Origin of the sequence: Aeromicrobium marinum DSM 15272, from assembly GCF_000160775.2 — a bacterium.
GTDB lineage: Bacteria > Actinomycetota > Actinomycetes > Propionibacteriales > Nocardioidaceae > Aeromicrobium > Aeromicrobium marinum.
The window spans coordinates 147,056-160,915 of the sequence record NZ_CM001024.1 but is presented as its reverse complement, the minus strand read 5'-3'; the positions used below and the strand labels follow the sequence as shown (position 1 = coordinate 160,915).

General features: G+C 71.3%; 14 protein-coding genes. 5 read left to right on the top strand and 9 right to left on the bottom strand.

What is annotated here, in order from left to right:
* A partial coding sequence (locus tag HMPREF0063_RS00925; RefSeq protein WP_156793994.1) for a S8 family peptidase occupies positions 1 to 1,105 on the bottom strand: 1,105 nt, incomplete at its 3' end.
* Positions 1,106 to 1,297: 192 nt separating this feature from the next.
* Positions 1,298 to 1,927, bottom strand: a complete 630-nt coding sequence (locus HMPREF0063_RS15495; RefSeq protein WP_007076760.1) for a TetR/AcrR family transcriptional regulator — start codon at positions 1,925 to 1,927, stop codon at positions 1,298 to 1,300.
* A gap of 78 nt (positions 1,928 to 2,005) precedes the next feature.
* Between HMPREF0063_RS15495 and HMPREF0063_RS00915 the strand changes: the two genes are divergently transcribed.
* Entirely contained in the window at positions 2,006 to 2,644 is a 639-nt protein-coding gene (locus HMPREF0063_RS00915; protein ID WP_007076759.1) for a hypothetical protein, read from the top strand.
* Position 2,645: 1 nt separating this feature from the next.
* Here HMPREF0063_RS00915 and HMPREF0063_RS00910 read toward each other — a convergent pair whose 3' ends face one another.
* Positions 2,646 to 3,119, bottom strand: a complete 474-nt coding sequence (locus HMPREF0063_RS00910) for an SRPBCC family protein (protein ID WP_040320010.1) — start codon at positions 3,117 to 3,119, stop codon at positions 2,646 to 2,648.
* Between the two features lie 105 nt (positions 3,120 to 3,224).
* Here HMPREF0063_RS00910 and HMPREF0063_RS00905 point away from each other — a divergent pair, with 105 nt between their 5' ends.
* Positions 3,225 to 4,337 (top strand): ferredoxin--NADP reductase, encoded by a 1,113-nt coding sequence (locus HMPREF0063_RS00905; protein WP_050760867.1) that lies wholly within the window; start codon positions 3,225 to 3,227, stop codon positions 4,335 to 4,337.
* A gap of 97 nt (positions 4,338 to 4,434) precedes the next feature.
* On the opposite strand, the gene HMPREF0063_RS00900 is transcribed toward HMPREF0063_RS00905, so the two are convergent.
* The gene (locus HMPREF0063_RS00900) at positions 4,435 to 5,607 is read right to left on the bottom strand and encodes an aminotransferase class V-fold PLP-dependent enzyme (RefSeq protein WP_040320009.1); all 1,173 of its coding nucleotides are present in this window, start codon (positions 5,605 to 5,607) and stop codon (positions 4,435 to 4,437) included.
* A 113-nt stretch (positions 5,608 to 5,720) separates the two neighbouring features.
* On the opposite strand from HMPREF0063_RS00900, the gene egtB reads away from it, so the two are divergent.
* The 3 genes from egtB to HMPREF0063_RS00885 all read left to right on the top strand — a co-directional run bounded on the left by egtB (position 5,721) and on the right by HMPREF0063_RS00885 (position 8,901).
* A complete protein-coding gene (egtB, locus tag HMPREF0063_RS00895) occupies positions 5,721 to 7,007 on the top strand; it encodes an ergothioneine biosynthesis protein EgtB (RefSeq protein ID WP_040320008.1) in 1,287 nt (428 codons plus the stop codon).
* Between the two features lie 76 nt (positions 7,008 to 7,083).
* On the top strand, positions 7,084 to 8,061 hold the full coding sequence (gene egtD / locus HMPREF0063_RS00890; protein WP_007076754.1) for an L-histidine N(alpha)-methyltransferase: 978 nt from the start codon (positions 7,084 to 7,086) through the stop codon (positions 8,059 to 8,061).
* 12 nt (positions 8,062 to 8,073) lie between these two features.
* Positions 8,074 to 8,901 carry a hypothetical protein gene (locus HMPREF0063_RS00885; protein WP_156793993.1) on the top strand — a complete coding sequence of 276 codons (828 nt, stop codon included), beginning with the start codon at positions 8,074 to 8,076 and terminating at the stop codon, positions 8,899 to 8,901.
* Between the two features lie 46 nt (positions 8,902 to 8,947).
* Here HMPREF0063_RS00885 and HMPREF0063_RS00880 read toward each other — a convergent pair whose 3' ends face one another.
* The 5 genes from HMPREF0063_RS00880 to HMPREF0063_RS00860 all read right to left on the bottom strand — a co-directional run bounded on the left by HMPREF0063_RS00880 (position 8,948) and on the right by HMPREF0063_RS00860 (position 13,795).
* Complete coding sequence (locus HMPREF0063_RS00880; protein ID WP_007076752.1) at positions 8,948 to 10,258, bottom strand: ABC transporter substrate-binding protein; 1,311 nt, start codon at positions 10,256 to 10,258, stop codon at positions 8,948 to 8,950.
* A gap of 80 nt (positions 10,259 to 10,338) precedes the next feature.
* Positions 10,339 to 11,433, bottom strand: coding sequence for a branched-chain amino acid ABC transporter permease (locus tag HMPREF0063_RS00875; protein ID WP_007076751.1), 1,095 nt, complete (start codon positions 11,431 to 11,433; stop codon positions 10,339 to 10,341).
* Positions 11,430 to 12,329: a branched-chain amino acid ABC transporter permease gene (locus tag HMPREF0063_RS00870; RefSeq protein WP_007076750.1), complete on the bottom strand. Its 900-nt coding sequence runs from the start codon at positions 12,327 to 12,329 to the stop codon at positions 11,430 to 11,432. Before HMPREF0063_RS00870 ends, HMPREF0063_RS00875 begins: the two co-directional genes overlap by 4 nt.
* Positions 12,330 to 12,341: 12 nt before the next feature.
* The gene (locus HMPREF0063_RS00865) at positions 12,342 to 13,064 is read right to left on the bottom strand and encodes an ABC transporter ATP-binding protein (RefSeq protein WP_007076749.1); all 723 of its coding nucleotides are present in this window, start codon (positions 13,062 to 13,064) and stop codon (positions 12,342 to 12,344) included.
* Positions 13,061 to 13,795, bottom strand: a complete 735-nt coding sequence (locus HMPREF0063_RS00860; protein WP_050760866.1) for an ABC transporter ATP-binding protein — start codon at positions 13,793 to 13,795, stop codon at positions 13,061 to 13,063. The genes HMPREF0063_RS00865 and HMPREF0063_RS00860 overlap by 4 nt, the downstream gene beginning before the upstream one ends.
* Positions 13,796 to 13,860 lie beyond the last annotated feature (65 nt).

Genomic DNA, 13,860 nt, shown 5'->3' with positions numbered 1-13,860 from the left:
GTGCGGGCGCTGGAGCGGCGGGTGGAGCGCCCCCGGCGACGAACAACAGCGACCGGGTCGACCCGGGGCCGGCGTCGGCGACGACGCCGGGCGTGGCCGCGGACACGACCGCAGCCTGGGCGGCGGACGCCGACAGGCCCGGGTTCGCGCCGCGCACCACGGCCAGGGCACCGGCGACGTGCGGCGCGGCCATCGACGTCCCGCTGAGCGTCCGCGATCCCGTGGTCGAACGGTGGGCCGCGCCCTCGATCCGGTGGCCCGGCGCGAACACGTCGACACAGGTCCCGGTGTTGGAGAAGTCGGCCCGCTGGTCGGTGCGCGTGGTGGCGCCCACCGTCAGCACGCCGGGCACCGCACCCGGGGAGAAGCGGCAGGCGTCACTGGAACTGTTGCCGGCCGCGACGCTGACGGCGATGCCGGAGTCGAGCAGGCGCCGGGTCGCCCGGTCCAGGTCCGCCGACCGCCCCGAGCTGCCCAGCGACAGGTTGACGACGGCGGGCCCCTGCTGGTTGCGCATCACCCAGTCGAGGCCGGCGAGGATCGCCGCACCCGTCCCGGAGCCCCGGCAGTCGAGCACCCGCACGGCATGGACCGTGGCCCGCTTCGCGACGCCGTAGGTCGAACCGACGGCCGTCGACGCGACGTGGGTGCCGTGACCGTTGCAGTCGCCCCAGCCTGCCGGGTCGAGACCACCGAGCAACCCACCCGACACGAAGTTGCGGCTCACACCGACGCGTCCGGAGAAGTCGGCGTGCCCGGCGTCGAGACCGGTGTCGACGACGTACACGTGGGCGCCCGCCCCGGCCGCGTCAGGGAAGCTGTACCCGCCGTCGAGCGGCAGGGCCCGCTGGTCGGAACGGTCCAGCCCCCAGGGCGCGTCGGACTGGGTGCCCGAGGCGGTGACCTCGATGTCGGGGCGGACCGACTCGACCTCGGGGTCGGCGCGCAGCGCCTCGGCCTCGGCTGGGGTGAGCTCGGCCGCGAACCCGTAGGCGGCCTCGGTGTACACGTAGGTGGGTCCGGCCGAGCCGGGCGACAGCAGGCGGTTGACGACCTTGAGCACGTCCAGCAGGGCCAGCACCCCGGGATCCTGCGCTTCCTTCAACTGCACGATGTAGCCGTCGGACTCCGGCGCCGTGGGCTCGGCCGCTGCCGGGGGGCGCGAGCGCGAGGCCGGTCATGATCATGGCCGCGACGAGCAGCAGGGTCGGTCGGGTCCGCCGGTCCATCGTTCCTCCATCGGCTCCCACCTGCCCGAAGGATACAACGCGTCTGTGACCTGGGCCACAGATCCGGATCAGGCGGGACGTACCACCGACTCGATCGCGGCGGTCAGGAGGCTCACGAGTCCCTCGGTCATCCGCTGCCGGGTGATCCGGTCGGGATGCGACAGCCAGTGCGACACGACACCGTCGGCCATGCCGACCAGACCGACCGCGAACACGTCGTCGAGCGGCACCCCGAGCTCGTCGGGTTCCTCCATCAGCTCGGCCGCTGCGGCAGCGACGACCGCGACGACGACCGCACGGATGCGGTCGACGACCTCGGCCCCGGGCCGGCCACGGTCGGCCGAGCGGGTGAAGTCGTAGAGGTGACGGTGCTGCAGCACGAAGTCCAGGTAGGTGTCGACGGCCCGCCGCAGGCCCGCCTCGATGCCGCCGTCGGCGCTGAGCCGGCCCTGCAGGTGGTCGAGCAGCATCAGCGAGCACCGGTCCGCGATCGCCCGGTCGAGGTCGTCCCGACCGTCGAAGTGCCGGTACAGGACGGGCCGCGTGATGCCGCACGCGGCGACCACGTCGGCCACGGACGCCGTGGGGCCGACCCGGGAGATCACCTCGACCGCCGTGTCGACGATCTCGGTCCGCCGACGCTCACGCTGGCCGCGCCACCGGGCGGTGCGGCCGTCGACGACGTTGGCGGTGCTCACGTGACGCACTCTACCTTGTCTGCTACCTCATGTAACTGATACTTTGCGTCGCAGACAACGTCGTCGAGAGGCACCACCATGAATCCGCTCAGCTCCCTGCCCCCGTGGGCCACGCGCGTCATCGCGGTGCAGCTGGTCGTGGTGCTGACCCTGGCGATCGTCGGGTTGGCCATCTCGGTCCCGTTCCTGGTGCAGCTGGCGCGCACCGCCCCCGAGCTCACGACGGCAGCCGGAGTCGTGCAGGACGCCCCCGAGACGATCGAGCAGGTCGAGCGCATCGACGGCAACGTCCAGGACGTCGTGCCGTCGGTGCTGGAGGTGGTCGAGCAGATCCCCCTCGTCGGCGACCAGCTGACGCAGCTGCTGGAGGTCGCCACCGGACTCTCCAGCAGTGCGGCCGGCATCGAGGTCGCAGCCGGTACGCTAGCCACCCTGAGCGACGAGATCGGCCCCATCCGCGAGCAGATCGCCGCGCTGCAGGCCCAGCTGGCCGCACTGGAAGCCATCGGCGCACCGCTGGACTCGTTGGCGGTCTCGGCCGAGCCGCTCCCCGGCCAGCTCGCCGATCTGACCACGGCCGCCGTGACGATCGCCAGCCTCGTCGACGTCGTGCCGCAGCTGCTCGCGGCGATCGAACGCATGGAACAGCACGTGGCCAACCTGGACCGCAAGACCGGCCCGGTGCTGCTGCCCGACCTGACCGGCGTGCGCCGCTAGGTCAGACCGTCCGCGCCTCGGCAGCCGCGGCGATGTCGGCCAGGTCGGTCCGCATGACCTTCGACGTCAGCTTCAGGCCGAGACCCCCGAACGCCCGCCACACCAGCCGCTGCACGACCGACGGCGTGCCGACCTGCTCCCCGCTGAACCGGAACACGATCGTCGTCCCGGAGCCGTCGGGGACCAGCTCGAACTCGCTGCGGTAGTGCACGCCCCCGCCGTCGGCCTCGACGACGGTGCGCGAGGTGGGCTCGACCGCCGTGACCACCATCTCCTCGCTGGCCGACTTGCCCATCATGGTGCGCGTCTCGCGCCACCGGGTGCCGACGGCGTAGCCCGGCCCCTCGATCCGTTCGACCCGGTCGACCCCGCTGAGGACGTCGGGGGCCGCGTCGAGGTCGGTGATGACGTCCCAGACGGCGGCCGGCGGGGCCGTCGTGGCCTGGGTGAGCTCGATGCTGTGGGAGGTGGCCATGACCCATGCTGGCACAGCTCGTCCACCTCATCCGGTATTCGACATTGGTCAATGGCACATCAGGCGCTAGGATCGTTCCATGCTGATCTCCCAGGACCGACAGTGGTGAGCGCGACCGGGCTGATCGGTTCGGGTGTCAGGGAGGGTGCACGCCTGCTGGCGTCCATCGCCCCCGGACCGCGGACGAGCCCGCGGTCGGCCGCCGCGCCCCGCCGCATCACGTGGGAGGTCACCGACGTCCGGCCCCTCACCGGGTCCTCCGCCGCCCTCACCCTGCATCCGGCCGACGGCCGGGAGGTGACCTTCCGCCCCGGCCAGCACGTCACCCTCGACCTGCCGGTGGGTGGCACGACCCTCACCCGCTCGTACTCGTTGTGCGGCCCTCCCGGCGAGGGAGCGATCACGATCGGCGCCAAGCGCACCGCCGACGGCCGCGGATCCGCGTGGCTGCTCGACGAGGCCCGACCCGGCACCCGGGTGCGGTCGTCGGTGCCCAGCGGCACCTTCGTGCCCCGCGACCTCGACCACCGCTTCCTGCTGGTCGCCGCCGGCAGCGGCATCACCCCCGTGCTCGGCATCGCCCGCACCGTGCTGGCCGGTGGCACCGGCCGCGTGGTGCTCCTGCGTGCCGACACCACGGCGGCCGAGGTGATGTTCGCCGAGGACGTGGCGCAACTGCAGGCCGAGCACCCCGACCGCCTCGAGGTGGTGTCGAGGTACGACGACACCGACGGGCTGCCCCACCCCGACATCTGGGCCGAGCTGCTGCGCGACCGCGTCGATGCCGACGAGCTGTTCGTCTGCGGTCCACCGGCGTTCCTCGCGGTGATCGAGTCGGCCGCCGAGCGTCTCGGACTCGGGCCCGACCGGTTCCGCACCGAGCGGTTCAGCGTCGCCACCTCCTCCGCCGCCCCGCCGCCGGGTGCGGTGGTCGCGGGACCTCCCGTGGAGGCCCTGGTGGAGGTAGGTGGCCACCACAGCAGGGTCAGCTGGTCGCGGGACCGGGTGCTGCTCGACCCGCTCATCGACGCCGGGCTGGACATCCCGTACGTGTGCCGCGAGGGGCACTGCGGTGGTTGCCTCTTCACGCTCGTGTCCGGCGAGGTCACCCTGCTGGAGGGCCACAGCCTGGACGGCGTCGACCTCGCCGCAGGACGACGGCTGGCCTGTCAGTCCCTCCCCGTCAGCGACTCGATCACCGCCCGCTTCACCGACTGACCCCCTCGCTGATTCCCAGGAAATCCCAGAAAACTGTCACCTGACCCCTGTTGCAACCTGTGATCGGTGTCAGTTTCCCAGGATTTCCTGGGAAACCTCAGCGGAGGTGGGCGACGGCTGCGGCGGCCTGTTCGAGCTGGGCGTCGGTGACGAAGTAGTGGGGCGAGGCCCGCACGATGCCGGTGAGGCCCCGGGCCGTGAGGTCGAGGAGGGTCGAGTGCCGGCCGCCGACCGTCACGGTCACGCCGTCGGCCTCCAGCCGGCCCTTCACCTGTGCCGGGTCGATCCCGTCGACCGTGAACGTCACGATCCCGCACAGCGGGTCGCCGTGGTCGTGGACGTTCACCCCCGGCACCGCTCCCAGCAGGGACCGCAGGGTGTGGCCACGCGCAGCCACCGCTCGCTCGACCTCGGCCGGCCCCAGCCGCAGCAGCAGCTCGGCGGCGACGCCGAGCCCCAGCCGGCCGGCGACGTCGCCCTCCCACAGCTGGAAGCGGGTCGCATCCGCCGCGAGCTCGTAGGCGTCGGCGCCGGTCCAGGTACCTCCGTGCAGGTCGACGACGGCCGGCTCCAGGGTCGACGCCAGGCCCGGCCGGACGTACAGGAACCCGGTGCCGCGCGGTGCCCGCAACCACTTGCGACCCGTCGCCGACAGCGCGTCGACGCCGAGGGCCTGCACGTCGACGTCGATCTGCCCGACCGACTGGCAGGCGTCGAGCACCACGAGCGCTCCGTGCCGGTGGGCGAGGTCGACGACCTCCCGCACCGGGTTGACGATCCCGCTGGTCGACGGCACGTGCACCAGCGAGACCAGGCGCACGCGGTCGTCGATCATCGCGTCGAGCGCCTCCAGGTCGACCCGACCGGCGGCGTCGCTCGGCACGACCTCGACCGAGATGCCGGCCGCCCGCACCCGCTGCAGCAGCATGATCGCGTTGCTGGCGTACTCGACCCCGGTGATCAGCACCCGGTCCCCGCGCTCCAGCGGCACCGCGGAGACGAACTGGGCCCAGGCGCGGGTGGCACTGTCGGTCAGCGCGATGGTGCCCGCCTCGCCGCCGACGACCCGCGCGAGCGCGAGCGGCAGCGCGGCCAGGTCCTCGGCGCGCTCGGTCGCGGCCCGGTACCCGCCGACCTCCGCCTCCCGCCGCAGGTGGCCCACGACGGTGTCGACCACCTGGCGCGGCGGCAGCGAGGAGCCGGCGCTGTCGAGGAACACCTGGTCGGCACACGCGGGGGTGTCGGCCCTGACGGTCTCGATGTCGATCACCGTCCCAGCCTGCCACGACAGATGGTGAACACCTCCTGACATCGGGTACCGACACCGTGCACATGTCCGAGCCGGTGCCTAGGCTGGAAGAACGCTGCTGCGAGGAGCCCCTCATGACGACGTCGTCCGACGCCGACACCTTGATCGCCCGGTACGACGAGGTCCGGTCCCACACCGAGACGCTGGCGGCACCGCTGTCGCCGGAGGACCAGACCGTCCAGTCGATGCCCGACGTCTCCCCCACCAAGTGGCACCGCGCCCACGTCACGTGGTTCTTCGAGACCTTCCTGCTGGCCGAGGCCGAGCCTTCCTTCGCGCCCTTCCAGGACACCTACTGGTTCCTGTTCAACAGCTACTACGAGGCCGTCGGCCCCCGCTACTCCCGCTCCGAGCGCGGCCACATCACCCGGCCCGGCGCGCACGACGTGGGCCTGTACCGCGGCAACGTCGACGCCCGGGTCCGCGACCTGGTCACCACGATGGACGGCGGCATGCTCGACAAGCTCTCGGCCACGATCGAGCTGGGCTTCCACCACGAGCAGCAGCACCAGGAGCTGCTGCTCATGGACATCAAGCACGTGCTCTCGGTCAACCCGTTGCAGCCGGTCTACGCCGGGTCGCCCCTGCCGCGCAGCGAGCCCGACACCGCCGGGTGGGTCGACGTCGAGGGCGGACTGGTCGAGGTCGGCCACCCCGGCGGCGGGTTCGGCTTCGACAACGAGCTGCCGCGCCACCGGCAGTGGCTGGAGCCGTACCGGATCGCCGACCGGCTGGTCACCAACGGCGAGTGGATGCACTTCATGGCCGACCGCGGCTACGCCCGGCCCGAGCTGTGGCTGTCCGACGGCTGGGCCGCGGTGCAGGCGCAGGGTTGGTCCTCACCGTTCTACTGGACCGAGCTCGACGGGGTCTGGCACGAGCACACGCTGCACGGCACCCAGCCGGTCGACCCAGGCCTGCCGGTCACCCACGTCAGCCACTACGAGGCCGACGCCTACGCCACGTGGGCCGGTCGCCGGCTGCCGACGGAGGCCGAGTGGGAGCACGCGGTGGTCGCCGACGGCCAGGGCGACGCGTCGGTCGCGGGCGGCAACCTCGCCGATCTGCAGACGTTCCACGCCCGTCCCGCCGGGCCGGCCACCGGTCACCTGCGCCAGGTCTACGGCGACTGCTGGGAGTGGACCAGCTCGTCGTACCTGCCCTACCCGGGCTTCCACCCGGCGGCCGGCGCGATCGGCGAGTACAACGGCAAGTTCATGTCGAACCAGATGGTGCTGCGCGGCGGCTGCGCCCTCACCCCGCCCGGTCACGCCCGCCTGACCTACCGCAACTTCTTCCCGCCCGGCGCCCGCTGGGCGATGTCCGGCGTCCGCCTCGCCGACGGCGGGGTGCCGGCATGAGCGAGCGTCAGCGAGTGAACCAAGGAGCCTTCATGCCGGTGACTGCGTACCGTGCCTTTCCCACGCAGGTGCCGGCATGACGAACCGTCGAGAGCCCGTCGTGTCAGTGCTGCTGGATCCCGACTGGGCGTCCGGCAGCCTGGTCGACGACGTCCGTCGCGGACTGGGCGGATTCCCGCGCACCCTGCCGCCCAAGTGGTTGTACGACGACCGCGGGTCCGAGCTGTTCGACCGCATCACCCGGCTGCCGGAGTACTACCCCACCGAGGCCGAGCGTGCCCTCATCGCCGCCCACGCCGACGAGATCGTCACGCTCACCGGCGCCGACACCGTCGTCGAGCTCGGCAGCGGCACCAGCGACAAGACCCGCACCCTGCTCGACGCGTTCAGCAGCGCCGGCGCACTCGACCGGTTCGTGCCGGTCGACGTCTCCGAGGCCACGTTGCGCACGGCGGCCGCCGAGCTCGCCGAGCGGTACCCCGGCCTGCTGGTCGAGGCCGTGGTGGGCGACTTCACCCTGCACCTGGGGCACCTGCCCGCCGGGGGGCGCAAGATCGTCGCCTTCCTCGGCGGCACGATCGGCAACCTGTACGTCGAGGAGCGGGCCGCCTTCCTCGGGGCCCTCGCCGACTCGCTGGCGCCCGGCGACTTCGTGCTGCTCGGCACCGACCTGGTCAAGAGCAGCGACCGGCTGATCGCCGCCTACGACGACTCCCAGGGCGTCACCCGGGAGTTCGTCACCAACGCGCTGCACGTGGTCAACCGTGAGCTCGGCGCCGACTTCGACGCCGGCTCCTTCAGCTACGTCCCGTTCTGGGACCCCCACATGGAGCGCATGGACCTGCGCCTGCGGTCCGAGATGCCGCAACGGGTCCGCATCCCCGGTGCCGACCTGCAGATCGACCTGGCCAGCGGGGAGGAGATCCGCGTCGAGATCTCCACCAAGTTCCGCCCCGACGGGTTGCGTGCCGAGCTCACCGCTGCCGGGTTCGCGGTCGACCAGCTGTGGAGCGACGGCGACTTCGCTCTCACCCTCGCGCGCCGCAGCGACTGATCCGCGACACCGATGCGCAGACTGGTGGCAGGACTGATGGTCCTGGCGTGGATCGTCGCGCTGCCCGCCGCGGTGTCCGCGGTGTGGCTGGAGGCGCGGGTGGCCGACACCGACCGGTACGTCGCCACCGTCGGCCCGTTGGCCGACGACCCCGACGTCGTCGCGGCCCTGTCCGAGCTGTCGACCAGCACCGCGCGGGACCAGGTGGCAGACCTGCTGGGGCCCGACATCGCCGACCTCGCCGGTGGTCTGGTCGCGGACTCCGTCGCCGCGGTGGTCGCCAGCCCGCAGTTCCGGCCCGTGTGGGAGGCGGCCAACCGGTCGGCCCACGAGCAGACGATCGCCGTGCTGCAGAGCGACGCGCCGGTCGAGGGCGGTGCCGACGTCACCCTGGACTTCGGCGCGATCCTGGCCGACACGATGACGTCGCTGGGTCCGCTGCCGACTGCCGACCTCCCACCGCTCACCGTGTCGTTCACGGTGCTGCCGGCCTCGACGGTCGACACCGTCCGCGACGACTACCGGCGCCTCGACACCCTGGCGCGCGTGCTACCGCTGGTGGCCGCGGGCCTGGTCGTCGCCGCTCTGGTCATCTCACCGCTGCGCACCCGGACCGTGCGGAGCCTGGCGGTCGGAGGGGTGCTGGGCGCCGCGCTGGTGTGGCTGGCGGTGGTCCGGGCCCGGTCCCGCCTGACCGACGCGGCGGCACCGGAGAACCGGGCCCTCGTCGACGCCGTGGTCACCTCCACCACCGGCTCCCTGCTGACCGTCGCCGCGGTCCTCGCTGCCGTGTCGGCCGCGGTCGCCGTGCTGACGCTGTTCGTCGGTCGCCGTACATGACGACGGGACCGCAGCCGGTGGCTGCGGTCCCGTCGCCTGACTCAGATCACTCCGGGCGGATCGAGATGACCTCTCCGGCCGGCTCGAAGCGCTGCTCGGCAGCGTTCCAGGTGATCGGGCGGAACCCGTCGATGCCGGTCAGCAGCTCGGGGGTGCTGTACCACTGGATGCCGTTGATCAGCATCGGCGAGGCGTAGTCCTGGTCGCGGGCGGCGGCCATGACGCTGAGGCGCGTCAGTCCGTCGTCCGAGGCAGCAGCCTGCTTCAGCGTGTTGATGACCAGGTCGGCCTGGGTCCAGCCCGACACGGCCACGGCGTTGCCGATGACGTCCTCCGGGACACCGGCGGCCTCCATCTGCTCACGGTAGAGGGCGACACCCTCGTCGTCGGCGTTCTCGGGGGCGTTGGGGTCCTTGCCGAACGCACCCAGCTCGATGCCGTCCGCGGCGTCACCGGCGGAGATGTACTCCACGGCGTTGACGCAGTTGCTGGGCTTGAGCACCAGGTCGGGCTCGTAGCCCACGCGGCCGCTGGCGATGTCGAACGCGGCACAGGTGCCGGTCACGCCACCGTGGTAGACGACCTCGACGTCCTGCGACAGCAGCTCGGTCGCCGCGGCGACCGGGTCGGCGTCGGAGACGATCGCGGTGATCTCCAGCCCGGCGTCCTCGGCGGCGGCCTGGAAGGCCTCGCTCTGGACCGAACCCGACGCGGTCTCGTTCTCGGCGATGCCGACCTTGACGTCCTCGTCGTAGCGGTCCTGGATCAGGTCGACGAGGAACTTGGCCTCGTTCTCGGCCAGCGGCAGGATCGTGGTGGTCCACGGGAACTCTTCGATGTCGACGTAGTCCTTGGTCGACGAGCTCGGGTACAGCATCGGGACGCACGCGGCGTTCTGGTCGTCGACCATCGCGCTCAGCGGGCCGGTGCCGAAGGTCGCGAGGGCGTCGACGCCGATGCTGTCGATGAACTCGGTGCCGTTGGCCTTGGCCTTGTCGGGCGCGAACGCGTCGTCCTTGTAGATGACCTCGATCATGACGCCGTCGATGCCGCCGGCCTCGTTCTCGGCGGCGATGCGGGCGTCGTAGCCGGCCGTGGCCAGCTCGACCGCACCGGCGACCGGACCGGACAGCGGGGCGCTGTAGCCGATCGTGAAGGTGTCGGTGATCTCCTCGGTGACCGCGGCCGGATCGGTGCAGTCGTCGAGGTTGATGCTGAAGTCGGCCGGGTCGATCGCCGAGTCGGCGGCCTCTCCGGACTCCTCGCTGCCGGACCCGCAGGCCGAGAGCGTCAGCAGGGCGGCTGTCGCGAGGGGAAGGGCGATGCGGGTGTACCGCGTGCCGGGGGTGGTCTTCATGGCTTACCTTTCTGCGTTTCTGCGCGGCGGGGTGCGGGGGTGCATCCCGTCGGGACAACTGATGAGGGTGGAGCGGGTGTCTAGGTGGCGCGCTCCTTCTTCGATCGGCGCGGATCGGACGGCACGATCACGAGGACCTTGCGGACCGCCTTGGTGACGCCACCGGCGATGCCGGACGGTGCCACGAAGATGACGAAGATCAGGACGACCGCGAACAGCACGGCGGCCGACTGACCCTGCCCGATGTCGGACGTGTAGTAGGGCACGTACACGACGGCGAGCGCTCCCAGCAGCGGTCCGCTGCGGGTGGCCTCACCCCCGATGACCAGGCCGATCAGCAGGGTGATGCCGGCCAGCAGGGTGAACGAGCCCTCGGCGAACAGGCTGCCGAGGTACATCGCGAAGAGGCTGCCGCCGACCCCGGTGATCGCACCGGAGACGCCGAACGCCGTGGTCTTCATGACGGCGATGTCGATGCCGGACGCCGAGGCGGCGACCTCGTTCTCGCGGATCGCGATCATCGCCATGCCGTAGCGGCTGCGCACCAGGTTGTGGATCAGCAGCATCACGATCAGCAGGACGACGACGCACAGCCAGTAGAGCCACTGGGTCCGCTCACCGAGGGTGAAGCCCGACCACTCCGGCGGCCGCAGGTCGGTGCGGCGGATGATCATGCCCTCCGCGCCACCGGTGAGGTCGTCGAAGTGCGCGATGATCTCGGGGAACGCGACACCGAACGCCAGCGTCACCATGGCCAGGTAGAGCCCTCGGATCCGCAGTGCTGGGAGCCCCACGAACAGACCGACGATGAAGCACAGCACGAGCGCCACCGGGATCGTGGTGAGCGGGTCCCAGCCGTAGCTGACGACCAGGACTCCGGTCGTGTAGGCGCCCAGGCCGAAGAAGGCCGAGTGGCCGACGGACAGCAGGCCGATGTAGCCGGTGGCCACGTTGAGGCCGGCGATCGCGATCGCGAAGATCGCGACCCGGGTCAGCTGGCCCTGGTTGAAGGCGCCGAGGCCGCTGCCCCAGAGGATCACCAGCAGGGCGGCCACCGCACCCACGGCGAGCAGGATCGTGTGCGGCCGGGTGCCCCGCTCGATGACCCGCGGGCCCTTGCCGGCGGGGGTGGGCTCGGACTGCGTCTCCGCAGGCGAGGCGATGTCGGTGCTCACACGCGCTCCAATCGTCGGGTGCCGAAGAGTCCGGTGGGCCGGACGGTGAGGACGAGCACGATCACGATGAGCGCGAACGTCAGGGAGAGGGTCCCGCCGATGAAGCTGACGTAACCGTTGATCAGGGCCAGCCCGACGCCCAGGATCAGGCCGCCGACGACGGCACCCTTGATGCTGTCGAGCCCGCCGAGCAACGCCGCGGCGGCGGCGAAGATCAGGATGTGGAACATCGAGGCCAGGTTGAGCTGGCCGGGCGGGATGGTCGGCACGAGCATGACGCCGGCGAGCGACCCGATGGCGGCCGAGAGGCCCCAGCTGAGGGTCAGGATGCGGCCGACCTTGATGCCGCACAGCGCCGCGGACTCCGGACTGGTCGCCACGGCCCGCATCTGCAGGCCCAGGTTGGTGCGGGTGAACAGCAGCGTCAGCCCGAGCACCACGGCCGCCGTGGTGATCATGACCAGCAACGAGTCGTAGTGCAGGCGGGCGCCCATGATCGTGAAGTAGGTGCCCTCGGCCGAGGGGAACATGTTCGGGAAGACCTTCTCGTCCGAGCCCCAGATCCAGCCGTCGAGGCCGTTGAGGCCGGTGAAGAGGCCGAGTCCGATGATGAGGATCGCGGTCTCGTCACGTTTGCGGACCGGCCGGATCAGGAACCGTTCGGCCAGGGCTCCCATGATGAAGCCGAGGATGATGACCGGCAGCAGGACGACCCAGATGTTCAGGCCGCGCTCGGTCAGCCACCACGCGACGTAGGTGGTGAACAGGGCGAACTCACCCTGCGCGAAGTTGATGGTGCTCGAGCTGCGGAAGACGACCACGAGGGCCAGCGCGATCAGGATGTAGATCGAGCCCGAGGTCATGCCCGCGAACACGCGGGAGAGGAGAATGTCCATGGAAGTCGTGTCCTAGTAGCCGAGATACGCTTGACGGATGTTGTTGTTCTCGCGGAACGACGCGGCCGTCCCCGAGGACGCCACCTCGCCGACCTCGAGCAGGTAGACGCGGGCCGCGATGTCCAGCGCCAGCTCGGCGTTCTGCTCGACCATGAGCAGCGCCGTGCCGGACTCGACGCTCACGGTGCGCAGCGTCTCGAAGAGCTCCTGCACGATCAGCGGGGCCAGACCCAGGCTGATCTCGTCGCACAGCAGCAGCCGCGGACGGCTCATGAGCGCCCGGGCGATGGCGAGCATCTGCTGCTCGCCGCCCGACAGCGTGCCGGCGACCTGCTTGCGTCGCTCGGCCAGCCGCGGGAAGACCCCGAACCAGCGGTCGATCTCGTCGTCGACCTCGCCCCGGTTCGCCAGTGCCGTGCCGCCGACGCGCAGGTTGTCCTCGACGTCGAGGGCGGTCAGCGTGCCGCGTCCCTGGGGGACGAGGCTGAGGCCACGGTCGAGCATCTGGTCGGGACGGGCGTTCGAGACGACCTGTCCGTCGACCCGGATCTCGCCGGTGTGGCCGATGAGGCCCGAGACGGCCCGCAGCAGGGTGGTCTTGCCGGCACCGTTGGCGCCCAGCACCACCACGGCCTCGCCGGTGCCGACGGTCAGGTCGATGTCGTGCAGCACCGACACCTGGCCGTAGCCGGCGCCGAGTCCGCGGACCTCGAGCAGCGGGGCGGCGGCGTTCACGCGGCACGCCCCAGGTAGGCGGCGGCCACGGCCGGGTCACGCTGCACGTCGGCGGGCGAGCCGTCGGCGATCACGCGACCGAAGTCCATGGCCACGACGTGGTCGGAGATGCCCATGACCAGCCCCATGTGATGCTCCACGAGCAGCGCGCTGAAGCCGTAGTCGCGGCGCAGCTGCAGGATCAGCTCGCCCAGCTCGTTGACCTCCGAGTGGGTCAGGCCGCCGGCGGGCTCGTCGAGCAGCAGCAGCGACGGGCGACTGATGAGGGCACGGGCGAGCTCGACCCGCTTGAGGGTGCCGAACGGCAGCCCGGCCGCGGGGTGGTGGGCCAGGTCGGCCAGGTCGAGGCGCTCCAGCAGGTCCCAGGCGTCGAGCTCGACGGCCTTGCGGGCCTTGCGGGTGGTGGGCAGGCCGAGCATCGTCGGGATGAGGTGCGGCTTCTTGACGCTGTGCGCGCCGACCATCGTGTTCTCGAGGACCGAGAGGGTCGGGAAGAGCGCCAGGTTCTGGAAGGTGCGCACGATGCCGTGCTGCACGATCTGGTGGCGGCGGGCCGAGAGCAGGTCCTCGCCGTTGAAGGTGACCGTGCCCTCGTCGGGGCGGTAGACGCGCGTGACGCAGTTGAACAGCGAGGTCTTGCCGGCTCCGTTGGGGCCGATCAGTCCGCAGATCTCGTTGTCCGCGACGGCGAACCCCACGCTGTCCAGCGCGGTGACTCCGCCGAACCTCATCACCAGATTCGATATCTCCAGCACCTGTTCGCCTCTCCTGGTCGGGCTGATCACCCCGACTACCG

Coding starts and splice junctions, on each gene's coding strand:
- HMPREF0063_RS00915 (WP_007076759.1), top strand. CDS start 2,006: ATGAATCCGCTCAGCTCCCTGCCCCCGTGGGCCACGCGCGTCATCGCG.
- HMPREF0063_RS00910 (WP_040320010.1), bottom strand. CDS start 3,119: ATGGCCACCTCCCACAGCATCGAGCTCACCCAGGCCACGACGGCCCCG.
- egtB (WP_040320008.1), top strand. CDS start 5,721: ATGACGACGTCGTCCGACGCCGACACCTTGATCGCCCGGTACGACGAG.
- egtD (WP_007076754.1), top strand. CDS start 7,084: ATGACGAACCGTCGAGAGCCCGTCGTGTCAGTGCTGCTGGATCCCGAC.
- HMPREF0063_RS00885 (WP_156793993.1), top strand. CDS start 8,074: ATGCGCAGACTGGTGGCAGGACTGATGGTCCTGGCGTGGATCGTCGCG.
- HMPREF0063_RS00880 (WP_007076752.1), bottom strand. CDS start 10,258: ATGAAGACCACCCCCGGCACGCGGTACACCCGCATCGCCCTTCCCCTC.
- HMPREF0063_RS00870 (WP_007076750.1), bottom strand. CDS start 12,329: ATGGACATTCTCCTCTCCCGCGTGTTCGCGGGCATGACCTCGGGCTCG.
- HMPREF0063_RS00860 (WP_050760866.1), bottom strand. CDS start 13,795: ATGAGGTTCGGCGGAGTCACCGCGCTGGACAGCGTGGGGTTCGCCGTC.